Raw genomic sequence first — 15,130 nt, 5'->3', positions numbered from 1 at the left:
TCTCCTTTTTCGCCTTTTTTATGCAAGTTCAGCTTTTATTTCTTTTTCAAAGAAATCTTTTGTGGCTTCGGGCGTTACCGAATGGAAAGCCTCGTCTACCGTTACACAGACGCCCTCCTGGCATCTGCCCATACAAAACGTTCCGCCAAGCTCTACCTTATCGGTAAGATTGTTTTCCGAAATAAGATACTGAAGCTGTTCAACAACCTGTCTTGACCCTTTAATGTGGCAGGAACTGCCGATACAAACCGTAACTTTCATTTTTTCATACCTCCGAAAAATTTATAATTTTTTTATTCTTTATATTCGTGCAAATGCGCGCAATGCGGAAAATCCGCCATTGCACGCTCTGCTTTTTTTACATATTTTTTGCTGATAATTTTTTACTGATAATCCACAACGTCAACCCACTCGCGCAAAAACTCTCTTTCCGCCTCGTTGCCCTTTACCGACTGCGCCGCCGCAACAATCGGAAGCCATTTCTGAACATACTGCCTTGCGGTGTTGCTTCTTGTGCAGTAAGCGTGAAGATACTGCTTTGCGCCTTCTATATCTCCGTTTAACCAGAACAGAAGATAGGTTCTCGCCGCGTCCGCCGCACCGTTTCCCTGCGACGCGTGCGCCCAGTCGATTATATACGCTCTGTCGCGCTCGTTTATAATGATGTTGCTCGGGTTGAAATCGCCGTGGCAAACTTTTTTGTGGTTCGGCATCGAATCAAGACGCATATGCAAATCGTAACGCGTTGTTGCGTCAAACTCGCTCTGCGAAATTTTCATATCCAGCTTATCTTTAAGCTTGGTTAAAAGAGGACATCTCAATGCGTGCATTGCCACCTGCAAATCCGCAAGCATATTTATATAATCCTTCTTTTTGCCGGGCTTTTCCTCCATAAGCTGTGCAAGCGTTTTGCCCTTGATATATTCCGATACAATCGACCATTTGCCGTCGATAACCGTAACCTCCAGGATTTTCGGAACGCGCAGTCCCGTCTGCTCGATACGCGCCTGATTGAGAGCTTCGTTTAAAACGTCTGCCTTTGAGTAGTCGGAGTTGAACACCTTTATGCATTTGTCACCGTCGCGGTAAACCGTCTTGTTGTTTCGTACTGCAATCATTTTTTCAGGCTTCATATTTTCTCCCCCCTTTATAAGTTTGCATCTTTGCCGTAATAAGCGGCAAGATACATTTCCTTTATCTCGCTCATAAGCGGATATCTCGGGTTTGCGCCGGTGCACTGGTCATCAAACGCCTGCTCGGTCATCTCGTCAAGACGCGCGAGAAAATCTTTTTCGTCTATGCCGTAATCTTTTATTGACTTTTTAATTCCCACTTTCTCTTTAAGAGCATTCACCGCACCGACAAGCTTTTCAAGCTTTTCTTCGTCAGTTTTTCCGCCGAGTTTCAAATAATCGGCAATTTCCGCGTACCTTTCAAGCGTATGAGGGTGGTCGTACTGCGGAAACGTTCCCATTTTCTTCGGTGTTTCGCTCGCGTTAAAGCGGAGAACGTGTTCTATCATAAGAGCGTTTGCAACTCCGTGCGGAAGGTGATGGAACGCGCCCAGCTTATGCGCCGTTGAGTGGCACACGCCGAGAAATGCGTTTGCAAAAGCCATACCCGCCATTGTTGCGGCATTCGCCATTTTTTCACGCGCAAGAACATCGGTTTCGCCGTTTTCGTATGCGCGCGGAAGATATTCAAATATTGTTTTGAGCGATTTCAACGCCAATGCGTCGGTGTAGTCCGTCGCAAGCATTGACGCATATGCTTCAAGCGCGTGCGTCACCGCGTCAATTCCCGACGCCGCGGTAAGTCCTTTGGGTGCGGACATATGAAAATCGGTGTCCACAATCGCCATATTCGGCAAAAGCTCATAGTCGGCAAGCGGATATTTCACGCCGGTTTTTTCGTCGGTGATAACCGCAAACGGCGTAACCTCCGAGCCTGTTCCGGCAGAAGTCGGCACGGCAATAAAGTACGCTTTTTCTCCCATTTTCGGGAACGTGTAAACCCTTTTGCGTATATCGGAAAAACGCATTGCCATATCCATAAAGTCCGCCTCGGGGTGTTCGTAGAGCACCCACATAATTTTTGCCGCGTCCATTGCGGAACCGCCTCCGAGAGCAATAATGCAGTCGGGCTCAAACGATTTCATAAGCTCCGCTCCGCGTTTTGCACATTCAAGCGTCGGGTCGGGTGCAACGTCGAAAAATACTGTGTTTGCAATGCCCATTTCGTTGAGTTTATCAATAATCGGCTTTGCATAGCCGTTTTTGTAGAGAAAACCGTCGGTAACGATAAATGCCTTCTTCTTGTTCATCACCGTCTTAAGCTCGCCGAGCGCGACGGGCAGACAGCCTTTTTTGATATAAACCTTTTCGGGTGTTCTGAACCAAAGCATATTCTCTCTCCTCTCGGCAACGGTTTTTATATTCAGAAGGTGCTTTACGCCGACATTTTCGCTGACCGAGTTGCCTCCCCACGAACCGCAGCCGAGGGTGAGCGACGGCGCAAGCTTAAAGTTATACAAATCGCCGATACCGCCGTGAGATGACGGAGTGTTAACCAGTATTCGGCATGTTTTCATACGCTCGGCAAATTTATCCAGTTTTTCCCTTTCGGTGACTTCGTTAAGATAAATCGACGAGGTGTGACCGTAACCGCCGTCCGCGATTAACCGTTCCGCTTTTTCAAATGCGTCCTCAATGTTTTTCGCCTTATACATTGCAAGGACGGGCGAGAGTTTTTCGTGCGCAAATTCCTCCGAAATATCAACCGACTCAACCTCGCCGATTAAAATTTTCGTATCCTCGGGAACTTCAATATGCGCAAGCTTTGCTATTGTGTGCGCCGTCTGACCTACGATTTTCGCATTTAGCGCACCGTTTATGATAATGGTTTTTCTTACCTTGTTTGTGTCCTCGCGGTTTAAAAAATAACATCCGCGTGCGGCAAATTCTGCTTTAACCTCGTCGTATATATCGCTCATAGCAATCACCGACTGCTCCGACGCGCAAATCATACCGTTGTCGAAGGTTTTTGAATGGATAATCGAGTTTACCGCTTTTAAAATATCGGCACTGCTGTCGATAATCGCAGGTGTGTTTCCCGCACCTACTCCGAGCGCCGGTTTTCCGCTCGAATATGCCGCTTTTACCATTCCGGGCCCGCCTGTTGCAAGGATAATATCAGCCTCTTTCATAACAAGGTTTGTCATTTCAAGGCTCGGCGAGTCAATCCAGCCGATTATGCCTTCGGGCGCGCCTGCCTCAACCGCCGCCTCAAGCACCGTTTTCGCCGCGGCGATGGTGCTGTTTTTTGCCCTCGGATGGGGGCTTATGATAATTCCGTTTCGGGTTTTTAATGCAATAAGTGTTTTAAAAATTGCCGTAGATGTGGGATTTGTGGTCGGTATAACCGCCGCAATAACTCCGAGCGGTTCGGCAATTTTTTTAATTCCGTATGCTTTGTCCTCATAAATTACACCGCAGGTTTTTGTATTGCGGTATGCGTTATAGATGTATTCACTTGCATAATGATTTTTGATAACCTTGTCCTCAACAACACCCATTCCCGTTTCTTCAACCGCCATTTTGGCGAGCGGAATACGCATTTTGTTTGCCGCCGAAGCCGCCGCAAGAAATATCCTGTCAACCTTATCCTGTGAAAATACGGAAAATTCGTTCTGTGCTTTTCTAACGCGGGCAATAGCCGTTTCAAGACTTTCCACACTGTCTGTCAGTGCATAATTTTTCGTTTTCATAATATTAAGGCCTCCCATTCTTAATACGCACGGCACATCTTTTGATGAAAACTTCCCCGCCGTGCCGACTGCATCGCTTTTCCAAAGGCAAAATTTTAACATCTCTTACCTTTGTTAAAATTTTAACATAGTTTTTTCACATTAGGAATAGTAAATAAAATATAGCAATATATCAAAAACGATATACTATAAAATACATATCAAAAATTAAAACATTCCCTTTTAACTCTGCAAACTTCGGAGATGAAGATGCTGTCCAGCTTTGAAAGCTTGTAGTCGCCTCTGTAAATAAGCATATCCTTGTAGATTTTCTTGCTTTCCTCCGACCTTTTCTGCACAAGCCTGTAACGCTCGCAAAGGCTTTTGGGAAGCGGCGAAACCCACATAAAACTGTCGGTGTTTTCCGAAAGAATGTCAAACTGGCTCGCACGGTCAAACACAAAAATACGCTTGTTTATATTATCCTCTGTTACCTCTCTTTTATGCGACGGAAAAGGCTGCGGCGGAGTTGAAGAATCGGTGTGCACAATTTCGGTAAACGCAGAAAGGCTCTCGCACGACACTGTTTTTTCTTTTGCAAGCTCGTGTTTCTCGCTCATAGCGGCAACATAACCGAACTCTGTTATAAGCTCATACGAAAGATTTTTCTCCTCCAAAAGCCGTTTGAAATACGAGTCGTAGTTGGACGCATAGCGGATAATTCCCAGCCTGCATATGCCGTTTACAATGTTGCTGACGGTTGTCATAGAGTTTGTTTCTTGATAAAAAATTTCGGACGGCTCTTTTTTGTCGATATACTTATTCAGCGCCAGAAACGCCTCGGCAATGTAGCTTGCGCGCGGAACAGACGCGGAAAAACGCTGTTTTTCGCCGCGTTCGCGTTTGTAGATGTTTTCAACCTCGTCTATCTGCGCAAGAATTTTGCGCGCGTATTCCAAAAACTGCTCGCCCTCGCGCGTTACAATCATTCCGCGCGTTGTGCGCTCAAAAATAGCAATGCCGAGATTTTCCTCAAGCTCCTTTATCGCACGGCTCAAATTCGGCTGATTCATAAAAAGATTTTCCGCCGCTTTGTTTATGGAACCCGTGCTTGCCACCTCAACGGCGTATCTTAAATGAAGAATATTCACCGTGCACCTCCGAAAATTTAAAATTTTGCATACAATTATACAATTTAAGTATATCACATAGTTTTCGGCAGGTCAATCAAAAATTATGCCGTTTTAACCAAAAAATTGACAAAAAAATACCGCTTTATCAATTATGATAAAACGGTATTTAATATAAAAGTGAAAATATTTTTCAAAATACGGCAAATTATACCTCCGCGGTTTTTGTGCCGTGTTCGTCAAGATACGCGCGCTCGTCCTCCGAAAAATGCCTGTCAGTGATGATATAATCCACATTGTCCGCGCTTGTGAGCTTGATATGCCCCACCTTGCCGAACTTGCTTTTGTCGCACAAAAAATACTTGGTTTTCGCATTTTCAAACATTTTCTGCTTGACTGCCGCCTCGGCGCCGTCGCTCTCCAGAATAAGAAAATTGTCGGCAAAACCTTTTGCGGAAAAGAACATTTTGTTCGCAAAAAGACTTTTTTCAATACATTTTTCCGCAATATTTCCCACAAATGAACCGTTTTCGCTCAAAACACCGCCGACGCTCACCACTCTCACACCGCTGTCGGACAAAAGCGAAATCACCTTCAACGAATTTGTAATTACGGTTAAATTTTTGATGTTTTTAATTTCGTTTGCAAGATAATATGCGGTGGTTGACGCGTCGATAAACACCGTGTCAAACGGGTTTATGTGCCGTGATGCCTCTTTTGCAATGCGCACCTTTTCGGCGGTATACGCCTTAAATCTGCGGTTGTACGAAAGCTCCGCGGTGGTTTGGTCAACGCTCACCGCACCGCCGTGCGTGCGGATAAGCTCGCCGTTTTTCTCCATTTTTTCAAGGTCACGGCGCACCGTTTCTTCGGTAACACCCAAAACCTCGCTCAAAACACTGACTGCCGCCGAGCCGTTTTCCTTTAACATTTCAAGTATTCTGTTGTGACGTTCAATCGCGAGCATATTTTATAAAAAACTCCTTTTATCTCATCTTGACACAGCAGGACATAACGTTGCAGTCCTTGCAGTCCTGACCGTTGCAAAGGTTTGCAGGGTGTTTGCCGGTCATTTTAAAGTTGCGTCTTATCTGATAAAGACGTTTGATGTTTTCGTTGTCAAATTTGTTGGGTCCGCCGAGCTGTTTTGAAAGGAACAAAAGCTGTGCGTAAAATTCGAGCGACTCCATTTTGTGATACGCGTTAAGAAGCGAATCGCCGTAGGAAAGCGCGCCGTGGTTTTCCAAAAGAACAGCGTCAAAATCCTGCAAATATTTTGAAACCGCGTCGGGGATTTCCTCGGTGGACGGTGTGCCGTATTCCGCAATGGGAACAGCGCCGAGCGAAATAACCGCCTCGGGCATAATGGGGTCTACAAGGGGAATACCTGCGATTGCAAAGCTTGTGGCATACATCGGGTGCGCGTGAACAACGCTTTTAACGTCGGGGCGCTCTTTGTATACGCGAAGGTGCATTTTGATTTCGGACGACGGTCTGAAACCCTCGTTCGCCTCCAAAACCTTGCCGTCGGAATCAATTTTGCATATGTATTCGGGTGTCATAAAACCTTTGCTCACGCCCGTGGGAGTGCACAAAAATTCGTTTTCCGAAATTTTAACCGAGATGTTTCCGTCGTTTGACGCAACCATTCCGCGGTCGTAAATTCTTTTGCCTATGTCGCAAATCTGTTGCTTGATTTCTGCCTCTGTCATAATTAAAAACCTCACTTAACAATAATTTTATAGCTTAATTTTAACAGATTTTCGGAAAAAGTCAAGCATTTTCAAACATTTTCAAACAAAATAACAGATTTTATTTGATTTTTGTCACGTCAATTTTATTTTCAAGACAATATTTTGCACTCTTTATGAAAAATGCGTTTATACTGCACCCCATTTCGCCGATATGTTTCATAAATTCTTGATAATCCTCATTTTTAACATTCAGCGTAATATGCTTGTAGTGCTTTTGATTGTATCGGTTGTTCGCTTTTATTCTCGCCGGACTGTTCTTGTTTTCGTTGTTTTCCATAACATCACCCCTATGAATTTTGTATATATTTGACCATTTTTGCACTGGATTATTGTATATTTTGCACATTGACAATACCAATAATCCAGTGTATAATATAAACCGTAAAACAAAAGCTCACATTATTGCTCAATTTGAATGTCACGATTTAAAGAGAGCAGACAAGGATATAAGCATTAGACTCCCAACAATCTAATGCTTGCGCGTTTATTACATTATTTAGCTACAGTTATACATAATAATATTATAATATTTGCGGGGCAATGTCAAGCGGCATTGCCTTGTCCTTGTGTTTGCGTAAAAATATTAAAAAAACTATTGACAAACAAAAAAATATGTGTTACACTTCTTTTGTAAGTTAGATACAACTAACTACATAAATAACGAGGAGGACTGCTTATGTTTGCTTGGCTTGCACAAAACATTTCTACAATTATTGTAGCTGCAGTGCTTATTTTGATTGTTGCGCTTATTGTTAAATATCTTGTAAAGAATAAGCGGCAGGGAAAATCCTCTTGCGGCGCAGGGTGCGCACATTGTGCTCTTCACGGCAAGTGTCACGGCGCAAAATAATTTTTAATCACCTACCTTAACAAACGGCAAAATGACTTTTGCCTGCACACAATTAAAAACACCAAACACAAGCAAAAAAGGACGGTAATTTTCACCGTCCTTTTTTGCATTCTTTATATATTAAGACTCTATCCCACTATATCAATAGCGTTAAGCTCGTCCTGAACGAGCGTACTCTCGTATTTATCAATAATTCTCTGCTGCAAAAGCTCGCGCATTTCCATATTTATCGGGTGCGCAATGTCTTTATACTCGTTTTCGGGAGTTTTTCGGCTGGGCATTGCTATAAAAAGCTTGTCCTGCCCCTCGATTATTTTGATGTCGTGCACCACAAAGCAGTTGTCAAACGTCACCGACACCACCGCTTTCATTTTTCCCGTTTCAGCAATCTGTCTTATTCTGATATCCGTTATTTCCATTGTGAAAACCTCCGTAAATATTTTGTGTTCTACATTTATATTATGAAGCTTTTTTTATATTTTATTCATTTTTTGTTCACTAATAATATATTGATTTTTTCATCAAAATATTATATAATGATAAATCAGGCAAATAAATTTAAGGAGTTTAAAATGAAAAAATTATTGCTTATCGACGGAAACAGCATAATAAACCGTGCATTTTACGGCATAAAACTTCTCACAAACAAAAGCGGAGTTTTCACCAACGGAATTTACGGTTTTTTAAACATACTTTTTAAAAATATTGACGAGCTTTCGCCCGACTATGTGTGTGTTGCGTTTGACTTAAAAGCGCCTACCTTCCGCCATAAAATGTATGACGGCTACAAGGCGCAGAGAAAGCCTATGCCCAAGGAGCTTGCTATGCAGATGCCGATTTTAAAGGACGTTTTGTCGGCGCTTAACATTGCAATGTACGAAAAAGAGGGCTACGAGGCGGACGACATTATCGGCACAATCAGCAGAATTTGCGACGAAGAAAATGTCGGATGCTATATCGTCACGGGCGACAGGGACGATTTACAGCTTGCAAGCCAAAACACAAAAATTCTTCTCACCGTCACCAAGGGCGGTGCGAACGAAACCACATCATACGACGAGGACGCGGTTTTTGAAAAATACGGAGTTACGCCCGAGCGGTTTATTGACGTTAAGGCGCTTATGGGCGACAGCTCGGACAATATTCCGGGAGTTGCCGGAATAGGTGAAAAAACCGCGCTCGGACTTATCCGGAAATACGAAAATCTCGACGGAGTTTTTGCGCACGCGGACGAAAACACAAAGAGCGTTGCCAAAAAGCTTGCCGACGGCAAAGACAGCGCGTATTTAAGCTATACGCTCGCGAAAATCGACCGTTTTGTGCCGATTGATTTTAACTTTGACGACAACTTATACGGCAATTTTGACGCGGAAAAAACCGAAAAAATATTTAAAAATCTTGAGTTTAACTCATTTTTGAAAAAACTCGGCATAGGCGGTGCGAAGACCAGAGCCGAGGTTAAATTTGAAAAGCTTAACAAAGCCGAAACTTCGTGCGGTGATGACAACAATCTTGTTTACAGAATTTACGAAGCGGACGGCGAAATTTTTGCATTTTGCTATCTTTCGGGCGATACCGTTTTTGCAATTTACAACGATATGTTCACCGAGGGCGATTTTTACGGCGAGATAAAACGTGTGTTTGAAGATGAAAACATCACAAAAATTTCGTCCGACATAAAAAAAGATATTGTTCTTCTGCACGGCAGAAACATAGAATTTAACGGGAAATATTTCGACACGTCGGTGGGCGGATACATTCTAAATCCGTCGCGCTCGAACTACGAAATCAGCGCGGTTGCAAGTGAATTTTTAGACATTGAAATTCCCGATTTGAAAGAAACGTTAAAAAAAGAAAAATGCACCGTTTCGGCGCTTAATTCCGAAACGTTTTCGCGCATTGCCGCCGGAGAAACCGACGCGGTATCGGCTCTTTGGAAATATGAAAAGGCCGAGGCGGAAAAGCACGAACAGCCGCACCTTTTATACGACATTGAACTGCCTCTTGTAAAGGTTCTTGCGTCAATGGAAATTGAGGGATTTAAGGTTGACAGACAAAAACTTTCGGACTTTTCAAAATATTTGTCCGAAAATATCGGTATTCTGGAAAAGCAGATTTATGCAATCGCAGGCGAGGAATTTAACATTTCGTCGCCCAAACAGCTCGGCGTAATTCTGTTTGAAAAGCTGAATTTGCCTGCCGTTAAAAAGACGAAAACGGGATATTCCACAAACGCGGAGGTTTTGGAAAAACTCCGCGGATACAACGACATTGTTGAATATATTTTGGAATACCGTATGCTGACAAAGCTGAAATCCACCTATGCGGACGGACTTTTGGCGGTTATCGGCAGTGACGGGCGCGTACATTCAAGCTTTAACCAAACCGTCACCGTGACGGGCAGAATAAGCTCAACCGAGCCGAATTTGCAGAACATTCCCCAGCGCAAAGAACTGGGGCGCGAAATCCGCAAAATGTTTGTTGCGAAAAACGACGAATACACGCTTGTTGACGCAGATTATTCACAGATTGAATTAAGGGTTCTCGCGCACATTGCCGATGACAAAAATATGATTGAAGCATTCAAGAACGGCGCGGACATTCACACCGCCACCGCGAAAAACGTTTTCGGCGTGACAGATGATGAAATCACGCCTATGCTCCGTTCAAAGGCAAAGGCGATAAATTTCGGCATTGTTTACGGCAAGGGCGAATTTTCGCTCGCACAGGATCTGCATGTTACGCGCAAAGAGGCAAAAGCGTATATCGACGGATATTTCGAAAAATATTCGGGCATTAAAAAATATATGGAAAACATTGTTAAAACGGGCAAGGAGCAAGGATTTGTCGAAACGATTTTCGGCAGACGGCGCTATATTCCCGAGCTTAAATCGTCCAACTTTATGCTCCGTTCGTCGGGCGAGAGAATGGCGCTCAACACGCCTATTCAGGGCACTGCCGCAGACATTATAAAAATTGCGATGGTGAAAGTTTACAACGCGCTGAAAGCGGAAAATCTGAAATCGAAACTCATTTTGCAGGTGCACGACGAACTTTTGATTGAAACGTACATTCCCGAAAAAGAAAAGGTTAAAAAGATTTTAAAAGAGTGTATGGAAAGCGCGTGCGACCTTAAAGCGCGCCTTGTTGCGGAGGTCGGCGAGGGAAAAACCTGGTACGACGCACACTGATTTTACCGCGTTTTAAAAGGGGGAATTTTCGTGATTATCGGCATAACGGGCGCGTCGGGCGCAGGCAAAAGCATAGCATCCGAAATTTTTAACGAAAACGGGTTTTACGTTATCGACCTTGACAAAACCGCGCACGGAATATACGAAACAAGCAAAGAATGTGTCGGCGAAGTTGCAAAGGCTTTCGGCAAAAACATTCTTGACGCGGACGGGAGGATTGTCCGAAAAAAACTCGGCGAAATCGTTTTTGCGGACAAAGAAAAACTGAACATTTTGAACAAAATCACGCATAAATATATATTGGAGGAAGTTTATGCCGAAATGGACGGCAGGAAAAACGTCATTCTCGACGCGCCTCTTTTGTTTGAAACGGGGCTTGACAAAAAATGCGACATCACGCTCGGCATACTTTCGGCAGACAGTTTGAAATCCGCGCGTATAGAAAAGCGCGACAGCGTATCGGAAATTTACGCAAAAAACCGTCTTGCGCGCCAAAACGGCGACGGATTTTTTGAGGAAAACTGCACCTTCTGCATACGCAACGACGGCGGTATTGACGAATTTAAAGACAAAATCCGTCTGTTTATTAAAAATGAGGTGAACAAAAAATAAATTATGTATAAATTTTTTAAAAGGCTGATTATTTTTGCGCTTATCGCGGTGATAGCCGCCTGTGCTTTCAAAACGCCGATTTTAAAGGCAATATACCCGATCGGGTATATAGACGAAATTGACGAAAATTCACAGCGTTTCAACGTTGACAAATACCTTGTTATGGGTGTAATCAGCGCGGAGAGCGGATTTGACCATCAGGCGCAGAGTCACAAGGGCGCGATGGGCGCAATGCAGGTGAAAGAGGACACGGCAGAGTGGTGCAACGAGCACTTTGCGCTCAATCTCGACGTGAGCAATCTTTACAATCCGTCGGTAAATATCACGGTCGGGTGCTCGTATCTTGAATATCTTATAGATATGTTTGACGGCGACGCTTATGTGGCACTTGCGGCATACAACGCGGGGCTCGGGAACGTGAAAAACTGGCTCAAGGACAAAAACTATTCCTCCGACGGCAAAACGCTTGACAAAATTCCGTTCAAAGAAACCGACGAATACGTTAAAAAGGTGCTTAAACGCAGGGATATATACAAAAAGCTATATGGGTAAAATATGCACATTTTTTACATATTTGATGTAAAAAAATATGAAAATTTTGAATAAAATTGAAAATTTGTATTGCTTATTTTGAAACGGTGTGATATAATGTGTTTCGATTAGGCTGATATACAAATAAAAATCCGCACCCGTGGCGGAATTGGCAGACGCGCACGGTTCAGGTCCGTGTGAAAGCAATTTCATAGGAGTTCAAGTCTCCTCGGGTGCACCAGAAGGTCTTAAGAAATCAAGGCAAAGCGTTGATTTCCTAAGACCGCTACTTAAACATTTGTTAATTTTTAAGGAACATTATTAAAAGCCTTATGAAGAAAAAGTATGAAAGAGAGGTAATTCAAAATGGCAAAAATTGATTTGAGCAAGTATGGCATTTCGGGTACAACCGAAATCGTGCACAATCCCTCTTACGATATGTTGTTTGAGGAAGAAACAAAATCAAATCTCGAAGGATTTGAAAAAGGTCAGGTAAGTGAACTCGGCGCAGTTAACGTTATGACAGGCGTTTACACGGGACGTTCGCCCAAAGACAAATTTATCGTTATGGATGAGAACTCAAAGGACACCGTTTGGTGGACAAGCGACGAATATAAAAACGACAACCACCCTGCTTCAAAAGAGGCTTGGACGGCTGTTAAAAACCTCGCGCTCAAAGAGCTTTCAAACAAAAGACTCTTTGTTGTGGACGCTTTCTGCGGTACGAACAAAGACACGCGTATGGCTATAAGATTTATAGTTGAGGTTGCTTGGCAGGCTCATTTTGTTACAAATATGTTCATCAAGCCGACCGCTGAAGAACTTGAAAACTTCGAGCCCGATTTCGTTGTTTACAACGCGTCGAAAGCTAAAGTTGAAAACTACAAAGAGCTTGGCTTAAATTCCGAAACCGCAGTTATGTTCAACATCACAAGCCGTGAGCAGGTTATTGTTAACACCTGGTACGGCGGCGAAATGAAAAAAGGTATGTTCTCTATGATGAACTACTACTTACCGCTCAAAGGCATTGCGTCTATGCACTGCTCGGCAAACACCGATATGGACGGCAAAAACACAGCTATCTTCTTCGGTCTTTCGGGCACAGGCAAAACAACTCTTTCCACCGACCCGAAACGTCTCCTCATCGGCGACGACGAGCACGGCTGGGACGACAACGGCGTATTCAACTTTGAGGGCGGATGCTATGCAAAGGTTATCAACCTTGACAAAGACTCCGAGCCCGACATCTACAACGCTATCAAACGCGACGCGCTTTTGGAGAACGTTACACTTGACAAAGACGGCAAAATCGACTTTAACGACAAGAGCGTAACGGAAAATACACGTGTATCTTATCCGATTAACCATATTAAAAATATCGTACGTCCCGTATCTGCCGCTCCCGACGCAAAGAACGTAATCTTCCTGTCGGCTGACGCATTCGGCGTACTCCCCCCTGTTTCGGTTCTTACACCCGAACAGACACAGTATTACTTCCTTTCGGGCTTTACCGCTAAACTTGCGGGTACAGAGCGCGGAATTACCGAACCCACACCGACATTCTCGGCTTGCTTCGGTCAGGCATTCCTGGAGCTCCACCCCACAAAATATGCGGAGGAACTCGTTAAGAAAATGCAGAAGAGCGGTGCGAAAGCATACCTCGTTAACACCGGCTGGAACGGCACCGGCAAACGTATCTCAATCCGCGATACAAGAGGTATTATCGACGCTATTTTGAGCGGTGACATCAAAAATGCACCCACAAAGAAAATCCCGTACTTCAACTTTGAAGTTCCCACAGAGCTCACGGGCGTTGACAAAAACATTCTCGACCCCAGAGATACTTATGCTAATGCTTCCGAGTGGGAAGAAAAAGCTAAAGACCTCGCTGCAAGATTTATCAAGAATTTTGCAAAATACGAGGGCAATGCGGCAGGCAAAGCTTTGGTAAGCGCAGGTCCGCAGATGTAGTTTTAAGGTAAATTTTCGGATTAAATCCGAACGTTTGCATTTGAAATTTACACATAAAATTTTGAAAATAATTTTTAAAGCGTTCTCTTTTTAAGAGGACGCTTTTTGTATTTTATGAATATTTTTTTCACATATCGGGTACCGCCGTTTTTTCGCAAATTCTTATTTTTTCGCATAATGCACGGGAATAATGCCGTTTTTGGCATATAAATTTTGCTATATCAATAAATATAATACGATATACCAAAAATAATGTTGCAATTATTGTCGAATTATGTTATAATTTACAGAGTATTTATAATATATTGTTAAAAATTTGACAAACTATCGGACACAATTACTCCGACCGTGTTTGACAACAAATCTACCAAGAAATCTACAAGGAAAGGTGTAATGAATTTATGAACAAAATTTCTATCGTAGGAACAGGAAGCGTAGGCTCCACTATTGCTTACACACTTACAGTAATGGGCATAGCGTCAGACATTGTTATGATTGACATCAACAACGAAAAGGCGCTCGGCGAAGCTCTCGACATAAGACAGGGCACTCCGTTTTGCGGCGCTTGTTCCATCTATGCCGGCGACTACCGCGACGCGGTAAATTCCGACATTGTTATCATAACCTCCGGAATAGCAAGAAAACCCGGTCAGACAAGGCTCGAACTTGCGCAGACAAACGTTAACATCACAAAGGAAATCATTCCCGAAATCACAAACTATGCGCCCAACGCAATTTACATTATTGTCAGCAACCCTGTTGACATACTCACTTATACATTCCACAAATTCTCGAAAATTCCCGAAAACCACATCATCGGTTCGGGCACAATTCTCGATACCGCAAGACTGCGCGCGCGTCTTTCGGAATACTACAACATAAACCAGAGCAACGTTCACGCTTACGTTTTCGGCGAGCACGGCGATTCGTCGTTTATTCCGTGGTCGGTTGCAAACATCTCAAACGTTCCGATTACGGAATGTCACAAACTCATCACAACTCCGGGAATTTCAAGCCCCGAGCTTGACCTTGAGGAAATTGAGCAGTACGTAAGAAAATCGGGCGGACGCGTTATCGCAAGAAAAGGCGCGACATTCTACGCGGTTTCGGTTTCGGTTTGCCACATCTGCAAATGCATTTTGAGCGGAATTGACACAACTATGACGGTTTCTACAATGATGCACGGCGAATACGGCATTGACGATGTTTGCTTGAGCACCGTAAATATGATCGGTCACAACGGCGTAAGAGGAAAAGTAAACGTTTCGCTTACCGACGAGGAAATCAAAAAACTCCGTCACAGCGCAGATACATTAAAAGAAGTAATCAACAATCTTGACATATAA

At 43.6% G+C, this 15,130-nt stretch carries 14 protein-coding genes and 1 tRNA gene; 7 read left to right on the top strand and 8 right to left on the bottom strand.

Annotated elements, in window-relative coordinates; translation table 11 throughout:
• Positions 1 to 18: 18 nt before the first annotated feature.
• The 7 genes from H8706_RS05055 to H8706_RS05025 all read right to left on the bottom strand — a co-directional run bounded on the left by H8706_RS05055 (position 19) and on the right by H8706_RS05025 (position 6,906).
• Positions 19 to 261: a (2Fe-2S) ferredoxin domain-containing protein gene (locus H8706_RS05055; RefSeq protein WP_178347709.1), complete on the bottom strand. Its 243-nt coding sequence runs from the start codon at positions 259 to 261 to the stop codon at positions 19 to 21.
• A gap of 122 nt (positions 262 to 383) precedes the next feature.
• Positions 384 to 1,133: a phosphotransferase family protein gene (locus H8706_RS05050; RefSeq protein ID WP_178347710.1), complete on the bottom strand. Its 750-nt coding sequence runs from the start codon at positions 1,131 to 1,133 to the stop codon at positions 384 to 386.
• 14 nt (positions 1,134 to 1,147) lie between these two features.
• On the bottom strand, positions 1,148 to 3,766 hold the full coding sequence (gene adhE / locus H8706_RS05045; protein ID WP_262431746.1) for a bifunctional acetaldehyde-CoA/alcohol dehydrogenase: 2,619 nt from the start codon (positions 3,764 to 3,766) through the stop codon (positions 1,148 to 1,150).
• A 200-nt stretch (positions 3,767 to 3,966) separates the two neighbouring features.
• On the bottom strand, positions 3,967 to 4,896 hold the full coding sequence (locus H8706_RS05040) for a LysR family transcriptional regulator (protein WP_262431745.1): 930 nt from the start codon (positions 4,894 to 4,896) through the stop codon (positions 3,967 to 3,969).
• Positions 4,897 to 5,083: 187 nt separating this feature from the next.
• Positions 5,084 to 5,842: a DeoR/GlpR family DNA-binding transcription regulator gene (locus tag H8706_RS05035; protein ID WP_262431744.1), complete on the bottom strand. Its 759-nt coding sequence runs from the start codon at positions 5,840 to 5,842 to the stop codon at positions 5,084 to 5,086.
• A 19-nt stretch (positions 5,843 to 5,861) separates the two neighbouring features.
• Positions 5,862 to 6,587 carry a class II aldolase/adducin family protein gene (locus H8706_RS05030; protein WP_394354523.1) on the bottom strand — a complete coding sequence of 242 codons (726 nt, stop codon included), beginning with the start codon at positions 6,585 to 6,587 and terminating at the stop codon, positions 5,862 to 5,864.
• 100 nt (positions 6,588 to 6,687) lie between these two features.
• The gene (locus tag H8706_RS05025) at positions 6,688 to 6,906 is read right to left on the bottom strand and encodes a hypothetical protein (protein ID WP_262431743.1); all 219 of its coding nucleotides are present in this window, start codon (positions 6,904 to 6,906) and stop codon (positions 6,688 to 6,690) included.
• A 399-nt stretch (positions 6,907 to 7,305) separates the two neighbouring features.
• Between H8706_RS05025 and H8706_RS05020 the strand changes: the two genes are divergently transcribed.
• On the top strand, positions 7,306 to 7,479 hold the full coding sequence (locus H8706_RS05020) for a FeoB-associated Cys-rich membrane protein (RefSeq protein WP_262431742.1): 174 nt from the start codon (positions 7,306 to 7,308) through the stop codon (positions 7,477 to 7,479).
• 128 nt (positions 7,480 to 7,607) lie between these two features.
• Here the strand turns inward: H8706_RS05020 and spoVG are convergent, their stop codons facing one another.
• Entirely contained in the window at positions 7,608 to 7,898 is a 291-nt protein-coding gene (gene spoVG, locus H8706_RS05015; RefSeq protein ID WP_178347716.1) for a septation regulator SpoVG, read from the bottom strand.
• 153 nt (positions 7,899 to 8,051) lie between these two features.
• On the opposite strand from spoVG, the gene polA reads away from it, so the two are divergent.
• From polA to H8706_RS04985, 6 genes are all read left to right on the top strand, one after another.
• Positions 8,052 to 10,670: a DNA polymerase I gene (polA, locus tag H8706_RS05010; RefSeq protein ID WP_262431741.1), complete on the top strand. Its 2,619-nt coding sequence runs from the start codon at positions 8,052 to 8,054 to the stop codon at positions 10,668 to 10,670.
• Positions 10,671 to 10,700: 30 nt separating this feature from the next.
• The gene (coaE, locus tag H8706_RS05005; RefSeq protein ID WP_262431740.1) at positions 10,701 to 11,282 is read left to right on the top strand and encodes a dephospho-CoA kinase; all 582 of its coding nucleotides are present in this window, start codon (positions 10,701 to 10,703) and stop codon (positions 11,280 to 11,282) included.
• Between the two features lie 3 nt (positions 11,283 to 11,285).
• The gene (locus H8706_RS05000) at positions 11,286 to 11,834 is read left to right on the top strand and encodes a lytic transglycosylase domain-containing protein (RefSeq protein ID WP_262431739.1); all 549 of its coding nucleotides are present in this window, start codon (positions 11,286 to 11,288) and stop codon (positions 11,832 to 11,834) included.
• Positions 11,835 to 11,967: 133 nt separating this feature from the next.
• Positions 11,968 to 12,054: transfer RNA gene (locus H8706_RS04995), tRNA-Leu, on the top strand.
• A 125-nt stretch (positions 12,055 to 12,179) separates the two neighbouring features.
• A complete protein-coding gene (gene pckA, locus H8706_RS04990) occupies positions 12,180 to 13,784 on the top strand; it encodes a phosphoenolpyruvate carboxykinase (ATP) (protein ID WP_178347720.1) in 1,605 nt (534 codons plus the stop codon).
• A 401-nt stretch (positions 13,785 to 14,185) separates the two neighbouring features.
• Positions 14,186 to 15,130 carry an L-lactate dehydrogenase gene (locus tag H8706_RS04985; protein WP_178347721.1) on the top strand — a complete coding sequence of 315 codons (945 nt, stop codon included), beginning with the start codon at positions 14,186 to 14,188 and terminating at the stop codon, positions 15,128 to 15,130.

The organism is Qingrenia yutianensis (assembly GCF_014385105.1).
Classification (GTDB): Bacteria; Bacillota; Clostridia; order UMGS1810; family UMGS1810; genus Qingrenia; species Qingrenia yutianensis.
Note: the sequence above shows the minus strand (reverse complement) of the source record. Positions and strands in the feature narration are given on the sequence as shown.